This window comes from Actinoplanes sp. NPDC089786 (assembly GCF_040684855.1).
In the GTDB taxonomy this organism is placed as follows: domain Bacteria; phylum Actinomycetota; class Actinomycetes; order Mycobacteriales; family Micromonosporaceae; genus Actinoplanes.
Genome location: NZ_JBFBGU010000001.1, coordinates 1,190,839 through 1,213,792, shown reverse-complemented (window position 1 = coordinate 1,213,792; position 22,954 = coordinate 1,190,839). Strand labels below are relative to the sequence as shown.

Below are 22,954 nucleotides of genomic sequence, written 5' to 3'. Positions count from 1 at the left end.
GCGAGGGCGAGCCCGACCACGCCCTAGAGGGCGAGCCAGACGACCAGGCCGACCACGATGACGGCGGCCACGATGCCGCCGATGATCAGCGGGAGTTTGCTCGCGGCCGGCTCCGGCTCGGGCGGGGTGTTGGAGAAGGCGCGGAACGCCTCGGTGTTACCACTGGGATCAACGGTCTCGTCAGACATGCGCGACACCCTAGCGAAGCTGCGCATCCCGCGTCACGAAGTCCCAGGTGATACCGGTCAGATGGACATTTTCCCTCGTTCGTGGGCGTGTCGGCCTACCGTTTACTCATGGGACGGGCTGTGATCGCCGTGGCACTCTGCGCAGTTCTGGGGCTGGCGTCGTGCGACTCACCGCCCCCCACCGGCACGCCGCCGGCGCCCTCGGCCACCCCCTCGCCTCCGCCGGCGGCCACGGCCTCGCTCGCGCCGGCCCGCTACCCGGTCGGCACCCGGGAGGTGACCTGGGCCCGCAGTCGGGATCGGCCGCTGCGAACAGTGCTGTTCTTCCCGGCCGTGACCACCGCCGACAACCCCGACCCGGCCCCGGCGCCCGCCTGGATCACCGTTCGTCGCGACGCCCGCCCACGGCCGGGCCGTTTCCCGCTGGTGCTGTTCAGCCACGGGCTGCACGGGTCGCCGGAGGGCAACACCCCCGCGGTGGCCAGCTGGGCCGCGGCGGGCTTCGTGGTGGCGGCGCCGGCGTACCCGTACACGAACCGGAAGGCCGACCCGTACGTCCGCACCGACATGGTCAACCAGCCCGCGGACGCGGCCTACCTGCTCCGGAAGGTGATCGCGCTGGCCGGCACCCGGAGCGACCCGCTGTACGGGCACATCAACACGTCCCGGATCGCCGCGGTCGGCCACTCGGCGGGCGGCTTCACCACGACCGGGCTGTTCCGCCCGGGCCACGACCGGCGCCTGGTGGCCGGCGTGGTGATCGCGGGCTGGATGGCGCCCGGCCGGTTCGGCGGCCCGCCCGCGCGGCTGCTCTTCCTGCACGCCGACAACGACAAGGTCATCCCGATCGCGGACGGCCGGGCCGCGTACGCCGAGGCGCCGTGGCCGAAACGCTTCGTCGTGCTGCCCGGCGCCACCCACGCCGCCTTCATGCGCCCGGACAAACCCGGGTACGCCGCGATGGACCGGACCGTGACGGCGTTCCTTCGCAGGACCCTGAACAGTCCTTCCCCATTGACACTCACCGGGAGATGATCCATGCCATGAGCACCATCCCCGGGCCGGCCCGGCTGGTCCTTAAGGCGCGCGATGTCGCCCAGATCCTGCTCACCGGCCTCCCGGAGCGCTGGCGGCACACGATCGGCGTGGCCCGCCGGGCCGAGCAGATCGGCGCCACGGTCGGCCCCGCCGAGAGCGAGGTGCTCGAGGCCGCGGCCTGGTTGCACGACATCGGGTACGCCCCTGAGCTGCTCGATTCCGGCTTCCACCCGCTCGACGGCGCCCGCCACCTCCGCTCCACCGGCTGGTCGGACCGGATCGCCGGGCTGGTCGGGCACCACTCCGGCGCGTTCTGCGTCGCCGAGGTGCGGGGCCTCGCCGAGGAGCTGGGCCGGTTCCCGCGCGAGACGTCGGTGGTGAGCGACGCCCTGACCTACGCCGACCAGACCGTCGGCCCCAACGGCCGCACCATGAGCTTCGACCAGCGCCTGGCCGACATGCTCGACCGGCACGGTCCCGACTCACCCAACGCCGAGGCCCACACCCGCCGGGCCCCACTGCTCCGCGCCGCCGTCGACCGCGTCGAACGCCGCTTGGCCGTCATCCGCTCCCGCCCCGCCGCCTGACACGCCCCGCCTGACCGCCGGCCGCCCTTGTTCCCCGGGCGCGCCCGACTACGGCATCCACCTCCGGCGACCAGGCACAATTGCCGCGTGCCGAGGCGTACCCACCTGATCTTGATCGTCCTGCTCGCGCTGACCGCGGCTTGTTCACCGGGCGACCAGCCCACCGACGGGCCCACCGACCCACCAACTCGGGCCACGTCAGCCCCCGTCGCGCCATCCTCGGCGCCCGCCCTACCCGACAAATCAGAATCACCGCGCCGGGCGCCGGCCGAGACGCTGCCGATCACCACGAGGGAACTCGACCTCCAGCGCGGTAAGGACCGCCCGCTCCCCACCACGGTCTGGTATCCGACCTCGGGCGAGAAGCCGTTCCCTCTGATCGTCTTCAGCCACGGCCTCACCTCCGAGCCGGAGGCCTACGCCACCATCCTCAGAGCCTGGGCCAAGGCCGGCTTCGTGGTGGCCGCGCCGGCCTTCCCGCACACCAGGTACCGGGCCCGCGACTACGACCCGCTGGACGTGATCAACCAGCCGGCCGACGTCTCCGAGGTGATCACCCGGATGCTGGCCTACGGCAAGGAGCACGGCGACCTGATCGACCCGGCCCGGATCGCCGCCGCGGGCCACTCGGCCGGCGGCATCACGACCGTCGGCCTGTTCAGCGGCACCCGCGACGCCCGGCTGGTCGCGGGCGTCGTGCTCTCCGGCCGCCAGGTGTTGCCGGTGCCGTTCCAGGGCAGGGCCGCCCCGATGCTCTTCGTGCACGGCAAGCTCGACAAGACCGTGCCCTACGCCGACGGCAAGGCCGCCTACGACGCCGTGCGCTGGCCGAAAGCGCTGCTCACCGTCACCGAGGGCGGCCACGTGGCCCTCACCAAGGACTTCGCCCCGGTGATCGCCACGACGACCGACTTCCTGCGCTATACCCTCTACGGCGACGCGACCGCCCGTGGCCGCCTCAAGCGGGACGCCACCAAGGGCGGCCTGGCCACGCTGACCGACAAGCTCTAGCTAGCGGGAGTGGTCGAGCACCACCTTGCCGAAGATCTTGCCCGAGTGCAGGTGTTCGAAGGCCGCCGCCGCCTCGGAGAAGCCGTAGGTCGCGTCGATCACCGGGCGCACCCCCTGCTCGTCGAGGAACGCCAGCAGCGACCGCATCTCGTCGGCCGAGCCCATCGTCGCGCCCAGGATCTCGAGCCGCATGGCGAAGACCCGGCGCAGGTCGATCGTGGCCTGGTGGCCGCCGGTCGCCCCGCACACCACGATGCGCGCCCCGGGCTTGGAGCTCTTCATCGAGTGGTCGAACGTCGGCGCGCCGACCGACTCGATCACCAGGTCGACCCGCTCGGGCAGCCGCGCCCCAGGCTCGACGGCCGTGGCCCCGAGCGCCGTCACCCGCTCGCGCTTCCATTCCTCGCGGCTGGTCGCGTAGACCCGCTTGCCCATCGCCACCGCGAGCACCACCGCGGCCGTCGCCACCCCGCCGCCGGCGCCCTGCACCAGCACCGCCTCGGCCTCGGCGGCCCGGCCCCGCGTGGTCAGCATGTTCCACGCGGTGAGCCAGGCGGTCGGCAGGCAGGCCGCCTCGAGCGCCGACATGCCCGCCGGTTTGCGGATCAGGTTCTCGGCCGGCACCGACACCCGCTCGGCCAGCGTGCCCGGGAAGTGTTCGGAGAGCAGCGAGATGCCCCGGGGGTCGGCCCGGTCGGGAACGACGGCGTAGACGACCACCTCGTCGCCCGCCGGGTCGACACCCACGGCGTCGCAGCCCAGCACCATCGGCAGCCGGTCGGCGGGCAGGCCGACCCCGCGCAGCGACCAGAGGTCGTGGTGGTTGAGCGAGCTGGCTCGCACGTCGACGGTCACCCAGCCCTCTGGTGGCGTGGCCTCCGGCAGGTCGCCGACGGTCAGCGCGGACAGCGGGTCCTCAGGGTTCGCCTTCGTGGCGTACGCAGCTCGCATGCCTTCGAACTTAGACCGGTTGGGCGGCGACGGCTGTGGAGCCTGTGGACAACCGCCGGGCCACCCCCTCGCGCTCGGCGGCCGCGGCCACCGCGGCGGCCACGGCCGGCGCCACCCGCGGGTCGAGCGGCGACGGCACGATCGCCTCGGGCCGCAGGTCGTCGGCGACCACCTCGGCGATCGCCTCGGCCGCGGCCACCTTCATGCCCTCGGTGACCGTGGTCGCCCGGGCGTCGAGCGCGCCCCGGAAGATGCCCGGGAAGGCGAGCACGTTGTTGATCTGGTTGGGGAAGTCGCTGCGCCCGGTGGCGACGATCGCGGCGTACCGGTGGGCGACGTGCGGCATCACCTCGGGCGTCGGGTTGGCCAGGCCGAAGATGATCCCGCCCGGGGCCATGCCGGCCAGCGCGTCCTCGCCGATCGTGCCGCCGGAGACGCCGACCAGCACATCGGCGCCGATCAGGGCCTCGGTAACGCCGCCGGTGCGCCCGGAGAAGTTGGTCAAGGCGGCGAGCTCGGCCTTGGCCGGGTTCAGGTCGGCACGCTCCGCGTGCACGATGCCGCGCGAGTCACAGACGATCATGTTCGCCCCCGCCACCCCGGCCGCCACCAGCACCTTGGCGATGGCCACCCCGGCCGCGCCCGCGCCGCTGATGACCACCCGCAGGTCGGCGAACCGCCGCCCGAGCAGCTTGGTGGCGTTGCGCAGCGCGGCCAGCACCACGACCGCGGTGCCGTGCTGGTCGTCGTGGAAGACCGGGATGTCCAGCGCCGCGTCGAGCCGGCGCTCGATCTCGAAGCAGCGGGGCGCGCTGATGTCCTCGAGGTTGATGCCGCCGAACGACGGGGCCAGCGCCTTGACGATGGCGATCAGCTCGTCGGTGTCCTGGGTGTCCAGGCAGATCGGCACCGCGTCGACGCCGCCGAACTGCTTGAACAGCACCGCCTTGCCCTCCATCACGGGCATCGCGGCCCGCGGGCCGATGTTGCCGAGGCCCAGCACGGCCGAGCCGTCGGTGACGACCGCGACGGCGTTGCTGGTCCAGGTGTAGTCGGCGGCCAGGCCGGGGTCGGCGGCGATCGCCTCGCAGACCCGGGCCACGCCCGGCGTGTAGGCCAGCGACAGATCGTCGCGGCTCTCCAGCGGGACGGTCGCCGTGATCGCCATCTTGCCGCGTTGGTGCAGGTCGAAGACGGGATCGGCGGCCAGGGCAGGATCGAGTTCAAAACTGAAGTAGGACACGGTGACTCCCGGAAAGGCATCTGTGGAAGAAGGCAGCCGGTCGGCGGCGCGAGTCTGCGCGGCGGCGGCATGCGATGCGGGGGTCACCCGGATTCAAAGGACCTTACTGGAGCCGTCCCGGTCGCGGCCAGTAACGCCACAAAACCCTCCCGATGACATCCGCCACTCCGAACGCGCGGGAGTCGTCGGTCACGAACTCGTTGTCGCCCCTTACCCACCAGCCACCGTCCTGCTCGTGCGCGGCCCGTTTGACGACGAGCAGGCCGGGACCGGAACGGAATCGGGCCACGACCACATCACCTGCGTTTATGCGTCCGCCGCGACGGACCAGAATCGCGTCTCCGTCGCGCAGCGCCGGCGTCATGGACGGGCCGCGGACCAGTGCCGCGAACAGTGGCAGTTGCAACCTCACGGCATCAGTCTTCCGTTGCGTTACGCGCGTTCGGTAAGGGGTACTGTCGTCCACGGATCATCGCAAATTCCAATGGAGGGGTCCTGATGCGACTTCCGCGTTTCCTCATGCCTAGCACCGTGGTCAGCGCCCACTGTGACCTGCCGTGCGGGGTCTACGACCCGGCCCAGGCCCGGATCGAGGCCGAGTCGGTCAAGGCGATCGCCGAGAAGTACCAGGCCAACACCGACCCGGAGTTCCGGACCCGGGCGATCTTCATCAAGGAGCAGCGGGCCGAGCTGGTCAAGCACCACCTGTGGGTGCTCTGGACCGACTACTTCAAGGCGCCGCACTTCGAGAAGTACCCGAACCTCAACCAGCTCTTCAACGAGGCCACCAAGCTGGCCGGCGCCTCCGGCGTGAAGGGCTCGCTCGACCCGGCCGTGGCCGACCAGCTGCTGGGCAAGATCGAGGAGATCTCCAAGATCTTCTGGGAGACCAAGCAGGCCTGAGTCACAAGACGGACATAGGTCCTGAAGGTGGGCGCGCCTCCGTGTGGGGGCGCGCCCACCTTTGTGGGCCTCCCCGCATCGGACGATCAGCGGCTAGAGTCTCGTCCATCGGGAGGATGGCAACGGTGACTCAAGCGACTCAGGCCCATCAGGAGCCGACCATCGGCGACGATGTTGTGCTGCTCACGGTGCCCGCCGACGGGGGCTACCTCGGCGTGCTCCGCACGGCGACGGCCGGTCTGGCCGCGCGGCTCCATTTCGCGCTCGACGAGATCGAAGACCTGCGCATCGCGGTCGACGAGGCCTGTGCCATGCTGCTGGCGATCGCCACCCGCGGCGCCGAGCTGGAATGCCGGTTCGCGGTGACCGACGACGCGCTGACCGTCGAGGTGGCGGTGAGCACGGTGCGCGGGGCGCGGCTGCCGTCCGAGTCGTCTTTCGCCTGGAAGGTGCTGACCGCGCTCACCACCTCGGCCGAGGCCGAGACCAACGGTCAGACCGCGACAATCCGGCTGCTGACCCGACGCACCGAGAACTAGGCCTAGAGCGACGCGAGGAAGTCAAGGTGGCGCCGGGCCGCTTCGGTGGCCCCGGCCGGGTCGCGCGCCTCGATCATCGCCAGCAGTTCCCGGTGGTCGGCGTCGATCCGCTGCCAATAGCCCAGCGGCGCCGTCTCGATCAGCTCGGTCCCGAAGGACACCTGGTAGAGCGGCCGTGTGACCAGTTCGAAGAGCGGGTTCGCGGTGGCCTTGGCGACGGCGCCGTGGAAGTCGCCGTGCGCCCGGAGCATCACGCCCGGCTCGTCCAGGTCCGGGTCGAACAGCGCCGCGCGGATCTCGCACAGGTGCTGGTCGGTGCGGCGGGCCGCGGCCAGTCCGGCGGCCGGCACCTCGAGCGCCCGGCGCAGCTCCAGCAGGTCGGCCAGGCCGATCTCGGCCGAGTTGTTGAGCAGCGTCAACCCGGTGGTCAGCGCCTCGGCGATCTGTGTGGTGTCCGGGTGGGCGACGAAGCTGCCGCCGGTCACCCCGCGGGTCGTCACGATCAGGTGCTGGCTGGCCAGGAGGCGCAGAGCCTCACGGACGGTGCTGCGGCTCACCCCGGTGCGCACGCACAACTCCGGCTCGGGCGGGAGCCGTTCGCCGGGCTGCAGCCGGCCCGAGGTGATCTCGTTGCGGAGCTCGTCGGCCAGGAGCTGGTACGCCGGCGGCCGTACCGTTGATCCGGTCACAGGCTCAGGGTAAGGCGAAAACCGCAGTTGGGATGCCTTTAGCGCAGGCCAACTCGGGAACCTGGCCGGCTCAGTCGACGCCCAGGGCCCGGGTGCTCGCCGGCAGGATGATCAGCACGCCGATCAGCAGCCCCCAGGCGATCAGCGCCCAGCCGGCCCAGGCCGGACCGGTCTGTACCAGAAAGCCGCCCGAGGCGATCACGAAGAGTTGGACCACGATGGCCGGTCCTCGAGCCCCGCGCGCCCGCCGGCCCAGCGCACGCGCCACCACGACGATCGCCGCGGCGCCCAGGGCGGCCAGCACGATCAGGGAGATCGCCACACCCACCTGCACGTCGTCGGTCGTCACCAGCTCGACGATGAGGTACGCGGTGAGCACGGCGAGTCCGGCCGCCTGCACATAGAGCAGCCGGGTGGCCCAGGTCAACGCCCCGGGAATGTCGGATTCGGCACCGGTCACCGGAGCACCATACCGACAGCCCCGTAGGCGCTCGCGATGTACAGTGCCGCCCATGCGTGCGTTACTGGTGGTTAACCCCAAAGCCACCACGACCAGTGAACGCGGCCGCGACGTGCTGGTCCGGGCGTTGCGCAGCGCGGTCGACCTCGAGGTGCAATACACCCTGCGCCGGGGTCACGCCACCGCCCTCGCGCGCGCGGCCGCCGAGAGCGGCGTCGATGTGGTGGTCACGCTCGGCGGGGACGGCACCGTGAACGAGGTCGTGAACGGGCTGATGACCGCCGACCCCGCGCTGGGCGATCCGGATGCCGCGTCCTGCTACCGGCTGCCCGCCCTGGGCGTGGTCCCGGGCGGCTCGACCAACGTCTTCGCCCGCGCGCTGGGCCTGCCGCACGACTGGGCCGACGGCACCAGCGTGATCCTCGACGGGCTGCGCGACGGCCGGCACCGCACCATCGGGCTCGGCCGGGCCGACGACCGCTATTTCACCTTCTGCGCGGGCATGGGCCTGGACGCCGCCGTGGTCCGCCGGGTCGAGCAGGCCCGCCGCCGCGGCCGCACCTCGACGCACGGTCTCTACGTCCGGTCCATCGTGGCGCAGTTCCTCAGCGGCGAGGACCGCCGGACGCCGCCCCTGGCGGTGGAGCGCCCGGGCGAGGACACCCAGCCCGAACTCAGCATGGTCATCGTGCAGAACACAGCACCGTGGACATACCTGGGCGATCGCCCGATCAACCCCAACCCGGACGCATCCTTCGACCGGGGGCTTGACGTGCTGGCCACCCGGCAGCTCTATGTCCCGAGCACGATACGGACAGTGACGCAGATGGCCTCCCGCAAGGGCGATCCGCATGGCAAGCAGGTGCTCAAGCTGCACGACCAGGACGAGTTCACCGTGCTGTCCAGCCGCCCCCAACCGTTCCAGCTGGACGGTGACTACCTGGGTGAGCGCCAGAAGGTGCACTTCGTGTCCGTTCCGGATGCCCTGCGTGTGATCTGCTGAGTACGGGGTACCGGGGAGTAACGAGATCGAGCGATCATCACGATCCGTTACAAAAATTCGGTCGAACACTCGGCTTTAGGGCCGGGACCGTACTACATTGATGGAGGCGTTGGTCATCCGGTCCTGCGGATAGCGGGCAGAACCGGACATAGGGGCTGTGGGCCAGCTCACCCACTCGGAGAAACTTCCGGCGCTACCCTTGACATCGCGAGAGTTCGTGAAAGCATTCACAAGCGATAAGAAGTAACCGGCAACCGCTCGCGCGCGTTCCTAATCAAGAAGCGCAGCAACGGAAGCCGAACCCAAAGCTTGCTAACGCATGGGTGATGGGGCGGATGCAGTCCGTCGGGTCGCCAATCGCGTACGCATATGAGTAAGACCGCACGGCAATTGTTTATCACCCACCCGAAACAAGGAGTGTTGCCGCCATGGACTGGCGTCACCATGCGATCTGCCGCGACGAGGACCCGGAGCTGTTCTTCCCGATCGGGACGTCTGGCCCCGCACTCCTGCAGGTCGAGCAGGCCAAGGCCGTCTGCCGGCGGTGCACCGTGACCGAGGCGTGCCTGGCTTGGGCCCTCGAGTCCGGTCAGGACGCCGGCGTTTGGGGCGGTATGAGCGAGGACGAACGGCGTGCCGTGAAGCGTCGCGGTGGCCTTCGGGTCGGCGCTCCTACCGCCTGATTCCCAACTACACAGCATTTGCGCCCCGGGTCCATCGGTTCCGGGGCCGCTTGCTGTTTAGGGATCCCTGCTGTGCGTGACAGCGCGACTGCGGAGAAATTCGATCACCTATACGTTCGCGAAATGATCTCGAAAATGCTCGCGACAGCGTTTAGTTTCGATCCGCGCACCGTCCGCAGTGGATCCTGAGAGGAAGATGGGAGCATGACCTACTCCCCCGGCGAGGTGGCCGAGAAAACCGGTTTCAGCATCGACACCCTCCGCTACTACGAGCGCATCGGGCTGCTCGCCCACATCGGGCGGACGGCCGGCGGCCGGCGGGCCTTCACCGACAACGACGTGGAGTGGCTGGGCACGCTCCGCTGCCTCCGCGACACCGGCATGCCGATCTCCCGGATGCAGCGCTACGCCGAGCTGACCCGGGTGGCCGACACCGAGGACGAACGCATGCGCATCCTCCAGGAGCACGACGAGGAGGTCACCCGGCGCATCGCCGAGCTGGAGGACCAGCGCCAGTACATCCGCAACAAGATCGCCTGGTACCGCGACGTCGCCATCCCCGAGCGCCAGCAGGCCTCGGCCTAGAGAACTCGGGCCAGGTCGTCGAGACGGCCGGGGTCGGCCGGGATCAGCACCACGCCGGTGGCGCCGGCCGCGTGCCGGGCGGCGATCTTCGCGCCCACCTCGTCCGGCGTGCCGGCCAGCGCCAGCGCGTCCACCCACTCGGCCGGCATGGTGGCGGCGAACTCGTCGCGCGATGCGCATCGCGCGCGGAACTCGGCGATCTCCGACGCGAACGGCAGCGGCGCGAGGTGGGGCGCCCAGTCCGGCTCACCGACCCAGGCGAGTCCCGGCCGGGCCCGCTCCCGCGCCGCCCGGCCGTCGCCGTCCACGATGGCCGCGTCGTAGGTGATGACCGCCGGCCCGGTCGCCGAAGCCGCGATGTAGGCCGGCGTGGCCGGCTCGGCCAGAAGCACCCCGTCGGCCACCTCAGCGGCCAGGGCGAGCGATTTCGGGCCGCGTACGCCCAGGACCACCGGCGGGACGACCGACGGGCTCTCCGCGATCACCACGTCCGGCACCGAGACGTACCGTCCCGCGGCCGGCCCGGGCTCGCCCCGCAGCAGTGTCCGCACCGCGACGGCGTACTCCCGCAGAAGCGTGAGCGGCGAACCCGGCCAGGCCCCCACCGACCGCATCCACCCCGGCATCCCGTGCCCCAGGCCCGCGATCAGCCGCCCCGGGAACAGCTGCGCCAGCGTCGCCAGCTCCATGGCCGCGAACGCCGCGTTCCGCGCCCCGGCGGGCAGGATGCCGATGCCGACGGTGATCCGCGAGGTGACCGCCAGCACCGCGCCGGCCTGGGCCACGCCGCCCCGGAAGCCGAGATCCTCGACCACCCACAACGACTCGAACCCGAGATCCTCGGCCCGCCGCGCATAGTCGAGCACGGAGGAGGCGGGCAGGTCGCGGGGCAGCATCACGCCAACGGTCATGCCACCAACCCTAAGCGGCGAGCAGCCCCACGTTGAGGGCCGCTCGGACGCGGCCTTCGATGAGTGACACCACTTCCGGCGCGTCGGTCAGGGGCGGGGCCACAGCGACCGCGCCGGCCTCCAGCGCCGACTCGACGGCCTTGTCGTAGAGCAGGCCGGGGGCCAGGAAGTACGAGGCCACGCCGACCCGGCCGGGCAGGGACCGGACCGCCTCGCCGGCCGTGGGCGGGGCCGCCGACGCGTACGCCACGGCGGACGGGAGGCCGAGCCGGGCGCCCAGGGCGTCCGCCGCGTCGGCGACGGTCGTGCGGGCGGCGGCGTCGCGAGTTCCCGCCGCCGCCAGCACTACCGCGTCCAGTTCCGTCGACGGCAACCGCCGGACCAGACCATCAACGAGCAGATCGGACACCGGTCCGAGGACGTCGGTCAGGGCGACGTCCAGATCGAGCGAGGCGGCCTCGTCGAGGACCGCCGGGATGTCCACCTTGCCGTGGTAGGCCGCGGTCAGCAACAGCGGCACCACGACCGCCTGGCGGCACCCCGACCGGGACAGCCGGCGCAGCACGTCGAGCGGCCGGGGCCCGGCGTGGTCCAGATAGGAGGCGTGCACCGCCCACGAGGGGTGCGCGGCCGCCACCGCCGAAGCCAGAGCCGTGGTCGCCGCCGCCGCCCGCGGATCCCGGCTGCCGTGCGCGACGAGGATGACCCCCGGCGTGGAGACAGGAGAGTTCGACGGCAGGCGCCCTAGACGTGAAGGCCGCATTCGGTCTTCTCGAACATCGCCCAGCGGCCGGCCCGCGGATCTTCGCCGGCCTTGGTGCGGCGGGTGCACGGCCAGCAGCCGATCGACCCGTACCCCTTCTTGAACAGCTCGTTGACCGGCACGTCCCAGCGCGAGATGTAGCTGTCCACGTCCTGCTGGTTCCAGGCCGCGATCGGGTTGACCTTCACCTTGCCCTTGCGGGCGTCGAAGGTGACGACCGGCGTGTTGGCCCGGGTCGGCGACTCGTCCCGGCGCAGCCCGGTGGCCCAGGCGTCGTAGTCGCTGAGGGCCCGCTCCAGTGGCTCGACCTTGCGCATGAAGCAGCACTCGTCGGGGTTGCGGGCGAACAGCCGGGGGCCGTACTCGCCGTCCTGCTGCCCGACGGTGCGCAGCGGCCGGATCGACCGCACGTTCACGTTCATCGTGCGGGCGACCGTGTCACGCACCTTCAGCGTCTCGGGGAAGTGCAGGCCGGTGTCGAGGAAGACCACGTCGACGCCGGGCGAGACCCGGGAGAACAGGTGCGCCACCACGGCGTCGGCCATCGAGCTGGTCACACAGAAGCGCGCGCCGAAGGTGTCGGTCGCCCACTTGGCGATCTCCTCGGCGGGCGCGCCTTCGAGCTTGGCCGCGGCCTCCAGAGCGATCGCTTCGAGCGAGGGGGCGGCCGGCGCCCCCAGGGACACCAGACCGAGAGAAGTGGCGGTCACGACCGTCATCGGTTCACACCCTTAGATAGCAACCCGTTGAACTTGACCGTGAAAACTCGGGCGCAGGAGTGGCACTCCCACGCGCCGTGCGACGCCTCGTTGGGCCGCAGATCCTCTTCCCCGCAGTAGGGGCAGTACAGCGGGGCCGATCGCGCGTCGCTCATGTCAGCAGCCCCTCGTCGGCGCGGACGACCCAGGTGGCGAAGGTTTCGTCCTTCGACGACCGGCCGTCCAGGTAGTGGCGGGCGAGCTTCTCGACGTACGCGGGAAGCTCTTCGGCCGTGGTCTTGAGGCCGCGCACCTTGCGGCCGAAACCGGCGGTCTGGCCCTGCGCCATGCCGAGGCCGCCGCCGAGGTGGACCTGGAAGCCCTCCACCTGCTCGCCGTGCGCGTTCATGACCAGCTGGCCCTTGAGGCCGATGTCCGCGACCTGGGTCCGCGCGCAGGCGTTGGGGCAGCCGTTGATGTGGATCGAGATGTCCGCGTCGAAGTCGGCCAGCCGCTCCTCGAGCCGCGCGACCAGTTCCTCGCCGCGGGCCTTGGTCTCGACGATCGCGAGCTTGCAGTACTCGATGCCGGTGCAGGCCATGGTGCCGCGCCGCCACGCCGAGGGCCGCGCCTCCAGGCCGATCTGGCGCATCCCGCGGATCAGCCCCTCCACGTTCTCGTCGGCCACGTCAAGGACGAGAAGCTTCTGGTACGCGGTGAGGCGTACCCGATCGGAGCCGGCCGCCTCGACCAGGTCGGCCAGCTCGGTCAGTTGTTGGCCGGACGACCGGCCCACGACCGGCGCCGCGCCCACGTAGTTGCGACCGTCCTGCTGCTTGTGGACGCCGATGTGGTCGAGCGGCTTGGCCGGCAGCTCCGGCGGCGGCCCGTCGATCAGCGCCCGGCCCAGGTATTCCTTCTCGAGCACCTCGCGGAACTTGGCCACGCCCCAGTCGGCGAGCAGGAACTTCAGCCGGGCCCGGTTGCGCAGCCGCCGGTAGCCGTAGTCGCGGAAGATCCCGACCACGCCCTCCCAGACGTCCGGGATGTCGTCCATCGGCACCCAGACGCCGAGCCGCTCGGCCAGCCGCGGGTTGGTCGACAGCCCGCCGCCGACCCACAGGTCGAAGCCCGGGCCGTGCTGCGGGTGGACCACGCCGACCAGCGAGAAGTCGTTCGACTCGTACGGGCTGTCGGCCAGCCAGCCGATCGACGTCTTGAACTTGCGCGGCAGGTTCGAGTATCGCGGGTCGCCGACGTAGCGCCGCAGGATCTCGTCGATGGCCGGGGTCGCGTCGAGCACCTCGTCGGCCGAGACACCGGCGACCGGGCTGCCCAGCACGACCCGGGGGCAGTCGCCGCAGGCCTCGGTGGTCTGCAGCCCGACCGCCTCGAGCCGGCGCCAGATCTCCGGCATGTCCTCGACCCGGATCCAGTGCAGCTGGATGTTCTGGCGGTCGGTCACGTCGGCCGACCCGCGGGCGAACTCGGTGGCGATCCCGCCGATGGTCCGCAGCTGGTCGAGGTTCAGCGCGCCGCCGTCGATGCGGACGCGGAGCATGAAGTATTCGTCCTCGAGCTCGTGCGGCTCCAGGACGGCCGTGCGGCCCCCGTCGATCCCGGCCTTGCGCTGGGTGTAGAGGCCCCACCAGCGGAACCGGCCCCGCAGGTCCTGCGGGTCGATCGAGGCGAACCCGGCGTGGGCGTAGATGTTCTCGATGCGGGCGCGCACGTTGAGCGGGTTGTCGTCCTTCTTGATCCGCTCGTTGGGGTTCAGCGGCTCGCGGTGACCGAGCGCCCACTGCCCCTCGCCCCGGGCCTTGCGCGGCCGGGCGGCGGGTCGTGCCGGGGTGCTGTCGATCGCCATGCTTGGCGTTCCTCCTGCTGGTGGTGGGCGCGGCGGATCGCTGCACGGCCACTCTCAGGTGGGAGGCTCGTGACTTCAGTGTCAGGAGAAGGCCGGCGCGTCATTCGCGCCCGACGAAAAAGGTCGGGGCGTCAGGAAGCCGGACAGATGGCGCTGCGGACGCGGCCGTAGTCGACGTGGCGTCGAGCCACGAAGCGGCGGTCAACTGCAGCGGTCATGCGGCCTAGCCTGCCACGCCGAACCAATCTCGGCCAGAGCAGTCCAGATTCCGGGAGTGTGCGTCACGGCACAGGCACTCACCGCTTCCCCAGCGGCACCACCAGCACGGCTTCGGTTCCGCTGTCGGACCGGTTGCGCAGCTCGATGGTTCCGCGCAGCTCACCGGTGGCGAGCGCGCGCACGATCTGCAGGCCGAGCCGCCCGCCGGCGTCCGGCTGGAAGTCGTCCGGGAGCCCCCGGCCGTTGTCGGCCACGGTCACGTGCAGCTGCTTGCGGAACCGATGTGCGGTGACCACCACCTCGGCGCCGGCCTCGGGCCGCGCGCCCTCGCCCTCGTCGTTGAAGCCGTGCTCGACCGCGTTGATCAGCAGTTCGTTGAGCACCATGACCAGCGACGTGGCGATCTCGGCGGGCAGCACGCCGAACGAGCCCTCGCGGCGCATCTTCACCGAGACCTCGGTCGACGCGACCTCCATGGCCGCGGTGGCGACCCGGTCCACGATGCCGTCGAACTCGACCGCCTCGTCGCTGGACATCGACAGCGTCTCGTGGACCAGCGCGATCGAGGCGACCCGGCGTACCGATTCCTCCAGCGCGTTCTTGGCCTCGGGCACGTCGACCCGGCGGGCCTGCAGGCGGAGCAGCGCGGCCACGGTCTGCAGGTTGTTCTTCACCCGATGGTGGATCTCCCGGATGGTGGCGTCCTTGGTCATCAGCGCGCGGTCCCGGCGGCGTACCTCGGTGACGTCCCGGACCAGCACCAGCGCGCCGATCGGCACCCCGGCCGGCAGCAGCGGCAGCGCCCGCATCAGCACGGTCGCGCCGCGCGCCTCCACCTCCTGCCGGGGTGGTGACTCACCGCGCAGCGCGGCCAGGATCCGCTCGGCCGCGTCGGTGCCCTCCAGCGGGTCGGCGGCCAGCCGGGTGAACAGCGCCGACATCTCCTCACCGACCAGATGGGCGTTGAAACCCAGGCGGCGGTACGCGGACTGCGCGTTCGGGCTGGCGTAGGTGACCTTGCCGGCCGCGTCCAGCCGGATCAGGCCGTCGCCGACCCGGGGCGCGGACGTGGTCTCGCCGGGCACCCGCGGCGGCGGGAACGTGCCGTCGGTGACCATCTGGGCCAGGTCGTCGGCCGTGGTCAGGTAGTTGAGTTCGAGCTGGCTGGGAGTACGCGCGGTGGACAGGTTGGTGTCCCGCCCGATGACGGCGATCACCTCGGGGTACGTGTCCGGGGCGGGCGGTTCGTGCCGGCGTACCGGGATCGCCTCGTGCCGGGCCGGGGTGTCGCCGTACCAGACCGGGTCGCCCTCCCGCCAGATCCGCCCCTGCGCGAACGCCACGTCCAGGTGGGCGACCTCGGGCCCGCCGACGATCTTGCCGACCTGGTCGTCCTGATAGGCGGTCGGCGCCGTGACCGGCCGCACCTGAGCCACGCAGAGGAACGAGCGCGGCCCGCCGTCCGGCCGCACCGGCACCCACAGCAGCAGGTCGGCGAAGGACAGGTCGGACAGCAGCTGCCAGTCGCCGGCCAGCCGGTGCAGCTGATCGATGTCGGCCGGGCCCAGGCCGGTGTGCTCCTCGGCCAGATCACGCAGGGTGGACACCCGGTAAGCCTGCCACGCCGTTGTTTCTAGAGCGTTGTGGTGACCTTCTTGAGGCCGCGCGGGGCGTCCGGGTCGCCGCCGCGGGCCAGCGCCAGGGCCATGGCCAGGCGCTGCAGCGGCAGGATGTCGAGCAGCGGCGCGTACCGCTCGTCGACCGGGGGCACGGCCAGCCGCCCGGAGGCGCCGATGGCGTCCGCCGGCCCGATGGTGACCACGTCGGCCCGCCGCTCGCCCAGCCGGTGCACCACGTCGCTCATCGCCTGCCCGCCCGGCCCGGCGCCGACCACGGCCAGAACCGGCACGTCCGGGTCGGTCATCGCGAGCGGCCCGTGCAGCAGGTCGGCGCCGGAGAAGGCGAGGGCCGGCAGGTACGACGTCTCCATCAGCTTGAGGGCGGTCTCGCGGGCGGTCGGGTACGCGTACCCCCGCCCGGTCGTGACCATCCGCGACGCGAACCGGTACCGCTGCGCCAGGTCGTCGGCGCCCCGGTCGGCCAGCACCTGCTCGGCCAGCCCCGGCAGCTCGCCCAGCGCCGCCCGCTCCTCGGCCGGCAGCGTGCCGTCGCCGTTGCGGACCCCCTCGACGAGCAGCAGCAGGGCCAGCAGCTCGGCCGTGTAGGTCTTGGTCGCGGCGACCGCCCGCTCGTGGCCGGCCGCCACGTCGAGGGACAGCTCGGCCGTGGTGGCCAGCACCGAATCGGGGTTGTTGGTGACCGCCAGGGTCAGCGCGCCGCTCTCGCGGGCCACCTTGAGCACCCCGGTCAGGTCGGGCGAGCCGCCGCTCTGGCTGACCCCGACCACCAGCGCGTCGGAGAAGTTGGGCCGTGCGCCGTAGAGGGTGATCGCGCTCGGCGAGGCGAGCCCGACCGGAATTCCCAGCCGGATCTCGGTCAGGTAGGCGCCGTACAGCGCGGCGTGGTCGGAGGTGCCCCGGCCGACGAAGACGACGTGTCTCGGGCGGCGCTCGGCCACCCGCCTCGCGACCTCGGCGATCGCCGCCGCGTGTTCGCCTTCGAGGAGCCGTGCGTACCCCTCGGGCTGCTCCGCGATGTCCGCGGCCATGCCCGCGCCAAGATCCGCCACAACGTCCTCCTCGCGCATATCCTGCTCAGTCCATGCGCAATCCTGCACGAAAGAGCATCTGGCCGCAATGTTTCGAGCATCTCTGCGCACCGGTCAGGGACTGACATATTCACGATCGTCGCCTAGGCTTCGCTCGGGCGCGTGGCGGCGCGCAAATTGCACGCGTTGGCACATCTTCGGAGGGAAAGGCCCACGACCGACATGGAGGAGCCCCGGCGTTCCGCCGACCGCGACCTCGAGCAGGCGCGTGCGGCGATCGAGCGCGGTGAGATGCGTCATGCCGCCGACCACCTGGCCGGGGCCATCGCGCTCGCGCCCACGCTGCCGGAGACCCACGAGCTGCTGAGCCGCCTGGCCGCCCGGTCCGGGGGCGCGCTCGAGCTCTTCCCGCTGGAGCAGAACGCGTTCGTCGGCACCGTCGTGGCCCGCGCCCACCTGCTGGCCGCCGCCGGCCGCCCGGAAGACGGCCTCCCGCTGCTCTTCGCCGCGAGCGGACACACCCCCGGTCGCGACTGGGCCGGCGTCCCCTGGGTCACCGAGCCCTCGCTCGGCGTCCGGGTCGAGCCCGGCCTGCTCGCCCGCAACGTCATGCAGCTGTGCACCGCGATCGGCGACCCCGACGCCGGGAACACCCGCTCGATGCTGCGCCCCTACCTGACCGTGCTCCGGCACGCGATCGCCGCCCACCCCGAACACGCGCTGCTGCTGGGCGCCGGGTCGGCGCTGGCCCGCCGGGTCGGCGAACCCGAGACCGCCGTCGAGTGGGCCCAGCGCGGCGCGCGGGCCAGGCCGTCCAAGCTCGCCGAGATCTGGCTCGGCTACGCCTATCGCAGCGCGGGCCGCGTCGGTGAGGCCCTGGCGGCGCTGCGCCGGGCCGTCACCCACGACCCCGAAGACCTGTCGGTGTACGCCGACATCGCCGCCACCCTGGCCGACGCCGGCCGCATGGAGGACGCCCTGGCCTGGGTCGAGCGCGCGCTGGCCAAGGACCCCGACTTCGACTGCGCCGTGCACACTGCCCACCGGCTGCGGTTCCGCGCCGACGGCAAGCTCAGCCACCTGGTCGCCCTGGCCGATTTCGCCGCCGACCACCCCGACGACACCCACGAGCACACCGACCTGGCCGAGTGCTGCGTGAACACGCCGTGGCTGGGCGGGGTGCCCGAGGCCGCCCGCGGCGACGACGACCCGCGCCGCCGGCCACCGTCGACCGAGCCGGCGACCGCCGTGTCGGTGGAACGGCTGCTGCGCATCGCCCGGGTCACCTGGCCCCACCCGCCGGCCGCCTACGACGCCGCGCTGGGCCTGGTGCTGGTCCCGCCCGAGCAGCTCATGGCCCTGCTCACCGACCCGCCCGGCAGCACCGAGGACGAGCGCCGCGCGTCCCGGGTCTGGGCCTGCCTCGGGCTGCTCCATCACGACACCGACGAGCCCTGGATGACCTCCGTGCGCCGCCGCCGGCTGGTCGAACTGGCCGTGGGCGGCGCCGACGCGATCACCGAGGCGGCGATGTTCGCGCTGATCGCGTACGCCTGGGTCGATCCCGCCGCCCGGACCGATGTGACCGGCCTGGTCACCGGCCGCCTGATGAACCTGGCCGGGCCGGCCCGCAAGAACCGGCCGCCGATCGCCTGGTCGGTCGCGCGGCTCGCGCTCGCCACGCCCGACCTGCGCGACGACACCCGCGAGCTGGCCACCGCCGTGGCCCGCGCCGAAGAGGAGCGCAGCCGCCCGCGCATCCCCCGTCAGCGTTCCCGCAAGCCGAAGCGGGACCGCCGCCTGCTGCTGCGCTGGCTGACCCGCTAGCGACCTAGCCGTCGATGACGGCGATCAGGTCGCCCTCCTGCACCACGTCGCCCTCGTTCACCGCGAGCTGGGAAACCGTGCCGTCGGACTCGGCCAGAACCGGGATCTCCATCTTCATCGACTCGAGGATCACCAGCGTGTCACCCTCGGCGACGGTGTCCCCGGTGGCGGCCACGACCTTCCACACGTTCGCCACCATCTCGGCGCGGACTTCCTCAGCCATGGCACTCCCCTTCGTCCGACCCAACCGTCGGTGAGTATCCCATCATGATCTGAGCGAACGGGGCGACTACCATCGTCGCGTCGAGAGGAGTCACTTATGGCTAAGAAGGCACGCAAGAAGAAGGCTCGTAAGAAGAGCAGCGCCAACCACGGCAAGCGTCCGAACAGCTAGACACAGAAGCGAGCCCGGTCCGATCGGACCGGGCTCGCTTCTTCGGTATCGCCTCAGACTTCCTTCGACACTTCCAGCAGCTTCGCGCGGAGGCGGGCGCGCAGCTCGGCCGGGGCGGTCTCCTCGCCGCAGCACCGGCCGACCAGGGCCTTCACCTCGTACTCGATGTCGTACTCGTGGAAGCAGTCGGTGCAGTCGTCGATGTGCTGCTTGATCAGAGTCCGCCGGGTCTCGCTGCACTCCAGGTCGAGGTAGAGATACACCTCGGAGAGAACGGTGCCGCAGTCGGCCTTCTTCTCCTCGTCGCCCATCCCGCTCACGCCTCCTGGGGTTCCGTCGCGGTCCGGGTGATACCCCGGTCCACGGCGTAGTTCTCCAACAGCCTGCGAAGGCTACGCCGGCCACGGTGCAAACGGGACATGACCGTGCCGATCGGCGTACCCATGATGTCGGCGATCTCCTTGTAGGAGAACCCCTCGACGTCGGCGAGGTAGACGGCGAGCCGGAAGTCTTCCGGCAGCGCCTGCAGCGCTTCCTTGATGTCGCTGTCCGGAAGGCGGTCGAGCGCCTCGGTCTCGGCCGAGCGCAGACCCACCGACGTGTGCGACTCGCTCGACGCGAGCTGCCAGTCGGTGATCTCCTCGGTCGGCGCCTGCACGGGCTGGCGCTGCTTCTTCCGGTACGAGTTGATGTAGGTGTTGGTCAGAATGCGGTACAGCCACGCCTTGAGGTTCGTGCCCTCTTCGAACTGGTGGAATGCCGCATATGCCTTCAGGAACGTCTCCTGCACCAGGTCTTCCGCGTCGGCCGGGTTGCGGGTCATCCGCAGGCCGGCGGCGTAGAGCTGGTCAACGAACGGCAGCGCGTCCCGCTCGAAGCGGGTGCGGCGCTCGTCAGTACGTTCTCTCTGGGCCACGCGTTCCTCTCCCCTCGACCGCTGCGCCGAGGATACGGCTAGTGCCCCGGGAACCGGCTCGAAAACCGCGGGTGTGCTGACGCTCACCGTCTGCTCCGCGGCCGGCCACTCCGGGGATCTCAGAAGATTACGCACCCGGTTCACTTCCCGGCCGTCCCGATCGAGTTCCACCATTCCGGCTGGCACTCTTCCACCTCTTCCGACGTAGGGTCGTCCGGGTGGTGTAACGGCGGGACACCGGTCGGCATTCCGCTAGCCGGCCCAGCCGTTGCGGGCCAGCCAGGCAGACACCACGGCGCCCGTGCCCACGAGGTCTTTGCGCAGGTCATGGGTTGCCCCCGGCCGCACGACAACCTCGATCAAACCCTCGGGCGAAGGTACGCCGAACGGATCGCGATCCCCGTTGACGACCAGGGTCGGCAGGTCCACGGGCAATTCACCCGCCCGGGTCCGGTCCGGCTTCCCCGGCGGATGCAGCGGGAACGCCAGGCACAGCACGCCCGCCGCGCCGAGATCGCCGGCCGTCCGGCAGGCGATCCGGGCCCCGCTCGACCGGCCGCCCACCACCAGCGGAAGGCCGTCGGCCAGCTCGCGTACGCAATGGACCCAAGCCTCGTCCAACTGATCGGCCGGCGCCGGCGCGCGCCGCCCGGCCACCCGATAGGGCTGAGTGACCAGCGCGACCCGAACACCCGCGGCGACCGCGACGTCGTGCACCTTGGTCAGGTCGGGCGCATGCACTCCGCCGCCCGCGCCATGGCCGAGGACCAGCAGGGAGACGGGCGGGCCGGCGGGGTCGCTGATCTCGACCTCCGCCGGCCCGCGCGGCGTATCTATGACGAGGCTTTTCACAGCCCCAATCCTGCTACCTGCTGATCGGAATCAGCGTCAGAAGCTTGCGATCCTCCTCGTCCGCTCCGTCGTCGACCGCCTCGCCGTTGGGCTGGACGCGCTCGCGCCAGGCCACCAGCATCGCCCGGCGCTCGCGCGGCGTGGTGCCGCCCCAGACGCCGTGGCAGTCGCCCACCTGGAGCGCCCACGCCAGGCACGGCCCCTGCACAACGCAGGAGCCACACAGCGTGACGGCGCTTTCGGTCGGCTCGTTCGGAGCCGGGAAGAACGTTTCCGGATCGACCGTGCGGCAGGCGCCGCGAACGCGCCAGGCCTCGTCGGACCTGCGCTGGTCGATCGCCCCAAGCAGCCTCGGGTCGCTTCGTGCAATGGCGACCTCGTGCGGACGCGGCATACGTGCCCGTGTCATCAGCCCACCTCCCCCGTGGGACCGGTTTAACCCGTGGTCAGCGCCCGTCCCCCGCCCCCTCTCGGGCGCGGCGGACCGACTCTTGCGCCATCCACCCCGTGCAGACGGCACCACAACCGGCGGTGGTTTCTATCCCGAGACACAAGATCCAGGCAAGGGTTCGTGTCGATCTCGAAACAAACTTCACAGTCAGCAGTCACGACATATCCCGATCAACGTCGCGAATCGGGAGTCAGAAGAGTGTCTGAATTTCCACTTCTTGCACGTGCCGCTCAATCAATCCAGGCCCATTGTTCTGAACCTTCCCGACTTCCGACCCCACCGGCCGAATCTCGATCTCGGCGGCATCCACCGGATCAAGCCGCGGACTCTCCGACCCGAGCCATTCCCGCCAGCGGTCGCGAGGCAGGATCAACGGCATCCGATGATGGACGCGGGCCAGCTCACCCGTGGCCTCGGTGGTAATGATCGTGCTGGTCAGGGTGTCCTTGCGCCACATGCTCCAGAGCCCCGCGAAGGCCAGCACCGAACCGTCCGCGGGCGCCATGAAATAGGGCTGCTTACGCTTCCCGTCCCGCACCCACTCGAACCAGCCGTCAGCCGGCACCAGACAGCGCCGCTTGGCAAAGGCCGGCCCGAACACCGGCGAGGTGGCCACCGTCTCGGCCCGAGCGTTGATCATCTTGGATCCGGCCCGCGGATCGTCCGACCAGGCGGGGATGAGACCCCATTTTGCGCGATCCAGCACCCGGGCATTGTTTCGTCTCGCCGACAGCCGGATCACCGGGACGGGGTCGGTGGGGGCCACGTTCCAGCTCGGGGCGAAGCCGTCGGTCACGTCGTCGGCTTCGAAGAGCAGGGTCAGGTCGGTGTCGCTCCTGGTTGTCGCGTACCGGCCGCACATGCCGTGGACAGTACGCCGTTGACGACGCTCCGTGGGGGCATGCCCACGCTCCCCGGTTCCGGGCTGGCGACGACCCTCCGCGCGACGTCTGGGTGGGTGCGTCAGGGCGTCTTTCGTGGCGGTTCGGGCGGCTCGCCGGCGCTCCCGTGGTGTGGGCCGACGCGGTCGGCGCGCCTTCTCGGGCGCCGGTGAAGTCCTTGAACTCACCGCAACGCCCAGCGCCGGCGTGGGCGGCCTGACGGCTCGGACGGCCCCCTCACCGACGGCCCGGTGTCCTCATGTGTTGACCTTCGCCCCCGACCGGGCCGTGGCAACTCCCAGCGCCCAGCCAGCGGCCGGTCGTTCTCGGGTGCTGATCTCGGCTCCGACCTGGCCTCGCTTTTCCACAGCACACACGTCTTGTGGACAGCGACGGCGCCCGGCCAGATCCCCGAGCTACATTCCTGCCCGCCCAGAGGGGTGGGGGCGGTGGCGGTGGCCGCGACCTGCTCAAGATCGTTTTCGTCCGCGATGACTACCGCCGGCGGGGAGCGCGAGCTGCCGATACTCGCCCGCCGCTGTGTGGAGCTTGCCAACTTTGGCCGAGATGGCCGCCCGGGCGGCAGCGGCCGGGTCGCGCGAGGCGAGATCGCTGGTCGCGCCGGTC

At 71.2% G+C, this 22,954-nt stretch carries 27 protein-coding genes; 9 read left to right on the top strand and 18 right to left on the bottom strand.

The genetic code is table 11. The features are described 5' to 3' along the window. Window positions 1-23: 23 nt before the first annotated feature. A complete protein-coding gene (locus tag AB0O15_RS05920; RefSeq protein ID WP_364314577.1) occupies window positions 24-188 on the bottom strand; it encodes a hypothetical protein in 165 nt (54 codons plus the stop codon). A 108-nt stretch (window positions 189-296) separates the two neighbouring features. Between AB0O15_RS05920 and AB0O15_RS05915 the strand changes: the two genes are divergently transcribed. The 3 genes from AB0O15_RS05915 to AB0O15_RS05905 all read left to right on the top strand — a co-directional run bounded on the left by AB0O15_RS05915 (window position 297) and on the right by AB0O15_RS05905 (window position 2,824). Further along, window positions 297-1,223 (top strand): hypothetical protein, encoded by a 927-nt coding sequence (locus AB0O15_RS05915; RefSeq protein ID WP_364314574.1) that lies wholly within the window; start codon window positions 297-299, stop codon window positions 1,221-1,223. 8 nt (window positions 1,224-1,231) lie between these two features. Beyond that, window positions 1,232-1,813 (top strand): HD domain-containing protein, encoded by a 582-nt coding sequence (locus tag AB0O15_RS05910; RefSeq protein WP_364314571.1) that lies wholly within the window; start codon window positions 1,232-1,234, stop codon window positions 1,811-1,813. An 87-nt stretch (window positions 1,814-1,900) separates the two neighbouring features. Beyond that, window positions 1,901-2,824 (top strand): chlorophyllase, encoded by a 924-nt coding sequence (locus AB0O15_RS05905; RefSeq protein ID WP_364314568.1) that lies wholly within the window; start codon window positions 1,901-1,903, stop codon window positions 2,822-2,824. Here the strand turns inward: AB0O15_RS05905 and AB0O15_RS05900 are convergent, their stop codons facing one another. The 3 genes from AB0O15_RS05900 to AB0O15_RS05890 form a co-directional block, all read right to left on the bottom strand. Continuing rightward, window positions 2,825-3,775 carry a zinc-binding dehydrogenase gene (locus AB0O15_RS05900; protein ID WP_364314565.1) on the bottom strand — a complete coding sequence of 317 codons (951 nt, stop codon included), beginning with the start codon at window positions 3,773-3,775 and terminating at the stop codon, window positions 2,825-2,827. Window positions 3,776-3,785: 10 nt separating this feature from the next. Next, complete coding sequence (locus tag AB0O15_RS05895) at window positions 3,786-4,943, bottom strand: NADP-dependent malic enzyme (protein ID WP_364317091.1); 1,158 nt, start codon at window positions 4,941-4,943, stop codon at window positions 3,786-3,788. 178 nt (window positions 4,944-5,121) lie between these two features. Next, window positions 5,122-5,430, bottom strand: a complete 309-nt coding sequence (locus AB0O15_RS05890; RefSeq protein ID WP_364314562.1) for a S26 family signal peptidase — start codon at window positions 5,428-5,430, stop codon at window positions 5,122-5,124. A gap of 86 nt (window positions 5,431-5,516) precedes the next feature. On the opposite strand from AB0O15_RS05890, the gene sodN reads away from it, so the two are divergent. Continuing rightward, window positions 5,517-5,921: a superoxide dismutase, Ni gene (sodN, locus tag AB0O15_RS05885; RefSeq protein ID WP_364314559.1), complete on the top strand. Its 405-nt coding sequence runs from the start codon at window positions 5,517-5,519 to the stop codon at window positions 5,919-5,921. A 125-nt stretch (window positions 5,922-6,046) separates the two neighbouring features. Further along, window positions 6,047-6,460 (top strand): ATP-binding protein, encoded by a 414-nt coding sequence (locus tag AB0O15_RS05880; RefSeq protein WP_364314556.1) that lies wholly within the window; start codon window positions 6,047-6,049, stop codon window positions 6,458-6,460. 2 nt (window positions 6,461-6,462) lie between these two features. On the opposite strand, the gene AB0O15_RS05875 is transcribed toward AB0O15_RS05880, so the two are convergent. Together AB0O15_RS05875 and AB0O15_RS05870 are read right to left on the bottom strand one after the other, a co-directional pair. After that, window positions 6,463-7,149, bottom strand: coding sequence for a FadR/GntR family transcriptional regulator (locus tag AB0O15_RS05875; RefSeq protein WP_364314554.1), 687 nt, complete (start codon window positions 7,147-7,149; stop codon window positions 6,463-6,465). A 70-nt stretch (window positions 7,150-7,219) separates the two neighbouring features. Continuing rightward, window positions 7,220-7,609 (bottom strand): hypothetical protein, encoded by a 390-nt coding sequence (locus AB0O15_RS05870; RefSeq protein WP_364314551.1) that lies wholly within the window; start codon window positions 7,607-7,609, stop codon window positions 7,220-7,222. A 52-nt stretch (window positions 7,610-7,661) separates the two neighbouring features. Here AB0O15_RS05870 and AB0O15_RS05865 point away from each other — a divergent pair, with 52 nt between their 5' ends. The 3 genes from AB0O15_RS05865 to AB0O15_RS05855 all read left to right on the top strand — a co-directional run bounded on the left by AB0O15_RS05865 (window position 7,662) and on the right by AB0O15_RS05855 (window position 9,880). Continuing rightward, window positions 7,662-8,612: a diacylglycerol kinase family protein gene (locus tag AB0O15_RS05865; protein ID WP_364314548.1), complete on the top strand. Its 951-nt coding sequence runs from the start codon at window positions 7,662-7,664 to the stop codon at window positions 8,610-8,612. 428 nt (window positions 8,613-9,040) lie between these two features. Then, window positions 9,041-9,295, top strand: coding sequence for a WhiB family transcriptional regulator (locus AB0O15_RS05860; protein ID WP_364314545.1), 255 nt, complete (start codon window positions 9,041-9,043; stop codon window positions 9,293-9,295). Window positions 9,296-9,499: 204 nt separating this feature from the next. Beyond that, window positions 9,500-9,880 (top strand): MerR family transcriptional regulator, encoded by a 381-nt coding sequence (locus AB0O15_RS05855; RefSeq protein ID WP_364314542.1) that lies wholly within the window; start codon window positions 9,500-9,502, stop codon window positions 9,878-9,880. Here AB0O15_RS05855 and AB0O15_RS05850 read toward each other — a convergent pair. From AB0O15_RS05850 to AB0O15_RS05825, 6 genes are all read right to left on the bottom strand, one after another. After that, a complete protein-coding gene (locus AB0O15_RS05850) occupies window positions 9,877-10,791 on the bottom strand; it encodes an LLM class flavin-dependent oxidoreductase (RefSeq protein WP_364314539.1) in 915 nt (304 codons plus the stop codon). The genes AB0O15_RS05855 and AB0O15_RS05850 overlap by 4 nt on opposite strands. A 10-nt stretch (window positions 10,792-10,801) precedes the next feature. Beyond that, window positions 10,802-11,554, bottom strand: coding sequence for a CbiX/SirB N-terminal domain-containing protein (locus AB0O15_RS05845; RefSeq protein ID WP_364314536.1), 753 nt, complete (start codon window positions 11,552-11,554; stop codon window positions 10,802-10,804). Then, window positions 11,536-12,273, bottom strand: coding sequence for a phosphoadenylyl-sulfate reductase (locus AB0O15_RS05840; RefSeq protein ID WP_364314534.1), 738 nt, complete (start codon window positions 12,271-12,273; stop codon window positions 11,536-11,538). The genes AB0O15_RS05845 and AB0O15_RS05840 overlap by 19 nt, the downstream gene beginning before the upstream one ends. Before the next feature lie 151 nt (window positions 12,274-12,424). Beyond that, on the bottom strand, window positions 12,425-14,119 hold the full coding sequence (locus AB0O15_RS05835; protein ID WP_364314531.1) for a nitrite/sulfite reductase: 1,695 nt from the start codon (window positions 14,117-14,119) through the stop codon (window positions 12,425-12,427). Between the two features lie 296 nt (window positions 14,120-14,415). Continuing rightward, window positions 14,416-15,945 carry a histidine kinase N-terminal domain-containing protein gene (locus AB0O15_RS05830; RefSeq protein ID WP_364314528.1) on the bottom strand — a complete coding sequence of 510 codons (1,530 nt, stop codon included), beginning with the start codon at window positions 15,943-15,945 and terminating at the stop codon, window positions 14,416-14,418. Between the two features lie 26 nt (window positions 15,946-15,971). Further along, a complete protein-coding gene (locus AB0O15_RS05825) occupies window positions 15,972-17,006 on the bottom strand; it encodes an SIS domain-containing protein (RefSeq protein WP_364317089.1) in 1,035 nt (344 codons plus the stop codon). Between the two features lie 222 nt (window positions 17,007-17,228). Here AB0O15_RS05825 and AB0O15_RS05820 point away from each other — a divergent pair, with 222 nt between their 5' ends. After that, complete coding sequence (locus AB0O15_RS05820) at window positions 17,229-18,833, top strand: tetratricopeptide repeat protein (RefSeq protein WP_364314526.1); 1,605 nt, start codon at window positions 17,229-17,231, stop codon at window positions 18,831-18,833. Window positions 18,834-18,837: 4 nt separating this feature from the next. Here the strand turns inward: AB0O15_RS05820 and AB0O15_RS05815 are convergent, their stop codons facing one another. The 6 genes from AB0O15_RS05815 to AB0O15_RS05790 all read right to left on the bottom strand — a co-directional run bounded on the left by AB0O15_RS05815 (window position 18,838) and on the right by AB0O15_RS05790 (window position 22,308). Next, window positions 18,838-19,056 (bottom strand): biotin/lipoyl-binding carrier protein, encoded by a 219-nt coding sequence (locus tag AB0O15_RS05815; RefSeq protein ID WP_364314523.1) that lies wholly within the window; start codon window positions 19,054-19,056, stop codon window positions 18,838-18,840. A gap of 224 nt (window positions 19,057-19,280) precedes the next feature. Further along, window positions 19,281-19,538, bottom strand: coding sequence for a mycothiol system anti-sigma-R factor (rsrA, locus tag AB0O15_RS05810; protein WP_364317087.1), 258 nt, complete (start codon window positions 19,536-19,538; stop codon window positions 19,281-19,283). 5 nt (window positions 19,539-19,543) lie between these two features. Beyond that, the gene (locus AB0O15_RS05805) at window positions 19,544-20,317 is read right to left on the bottom strand and encodes a sigma-70 family RNA polymerase sigma factor (RefSeq protein ID WP_364317084.1); all 774 of its coding nucleotides are present in this window, start codon (window positions 20,315-20,317) and stop codon (window positions 19,544-19,546) included. A gap of 78 nt (window positions 20,318-20,395) precedes the next feature. Next, entirely contained in the window at window positions 20,396-21,004 is a 609-nt protein-coding gene (locus AB0O15_RS05800) for an alpha/beta family hydrolase (protein WP_364317083.1), read from the bottom strand. Between the two features lie 4 nt (window positions 21,005-21,008). Continuing rightward, window positions 21,009-21,404 carry a WhiB family transcriptional regulator gene (locus tag AB0O15_RS05795; protein ID WP_364314521.1) on the bottom strand — a complete coding sequence of 132 codons (396 nt, stop codon included), beginning with the start codon at window positions 21,402-21,404 and terminating at the stop codon, window positions 21,009-21,011. A 232-nt stretch (window positions 21,405-21,636) separates the two neighbouring features. Then, window positions 21,637-22,308, bottom strand: coding sequence for an SOS response-associated peptidase (locus tag AB0O15_RS05790; RefSeq protein ID WP_364314519.1), 672 nt, complete (start codon window positions 22,306-22,308; stop codon window positions 21,637-21,639). Window positions 22,309-22,954: the final 646 nt, after the last annotated feature.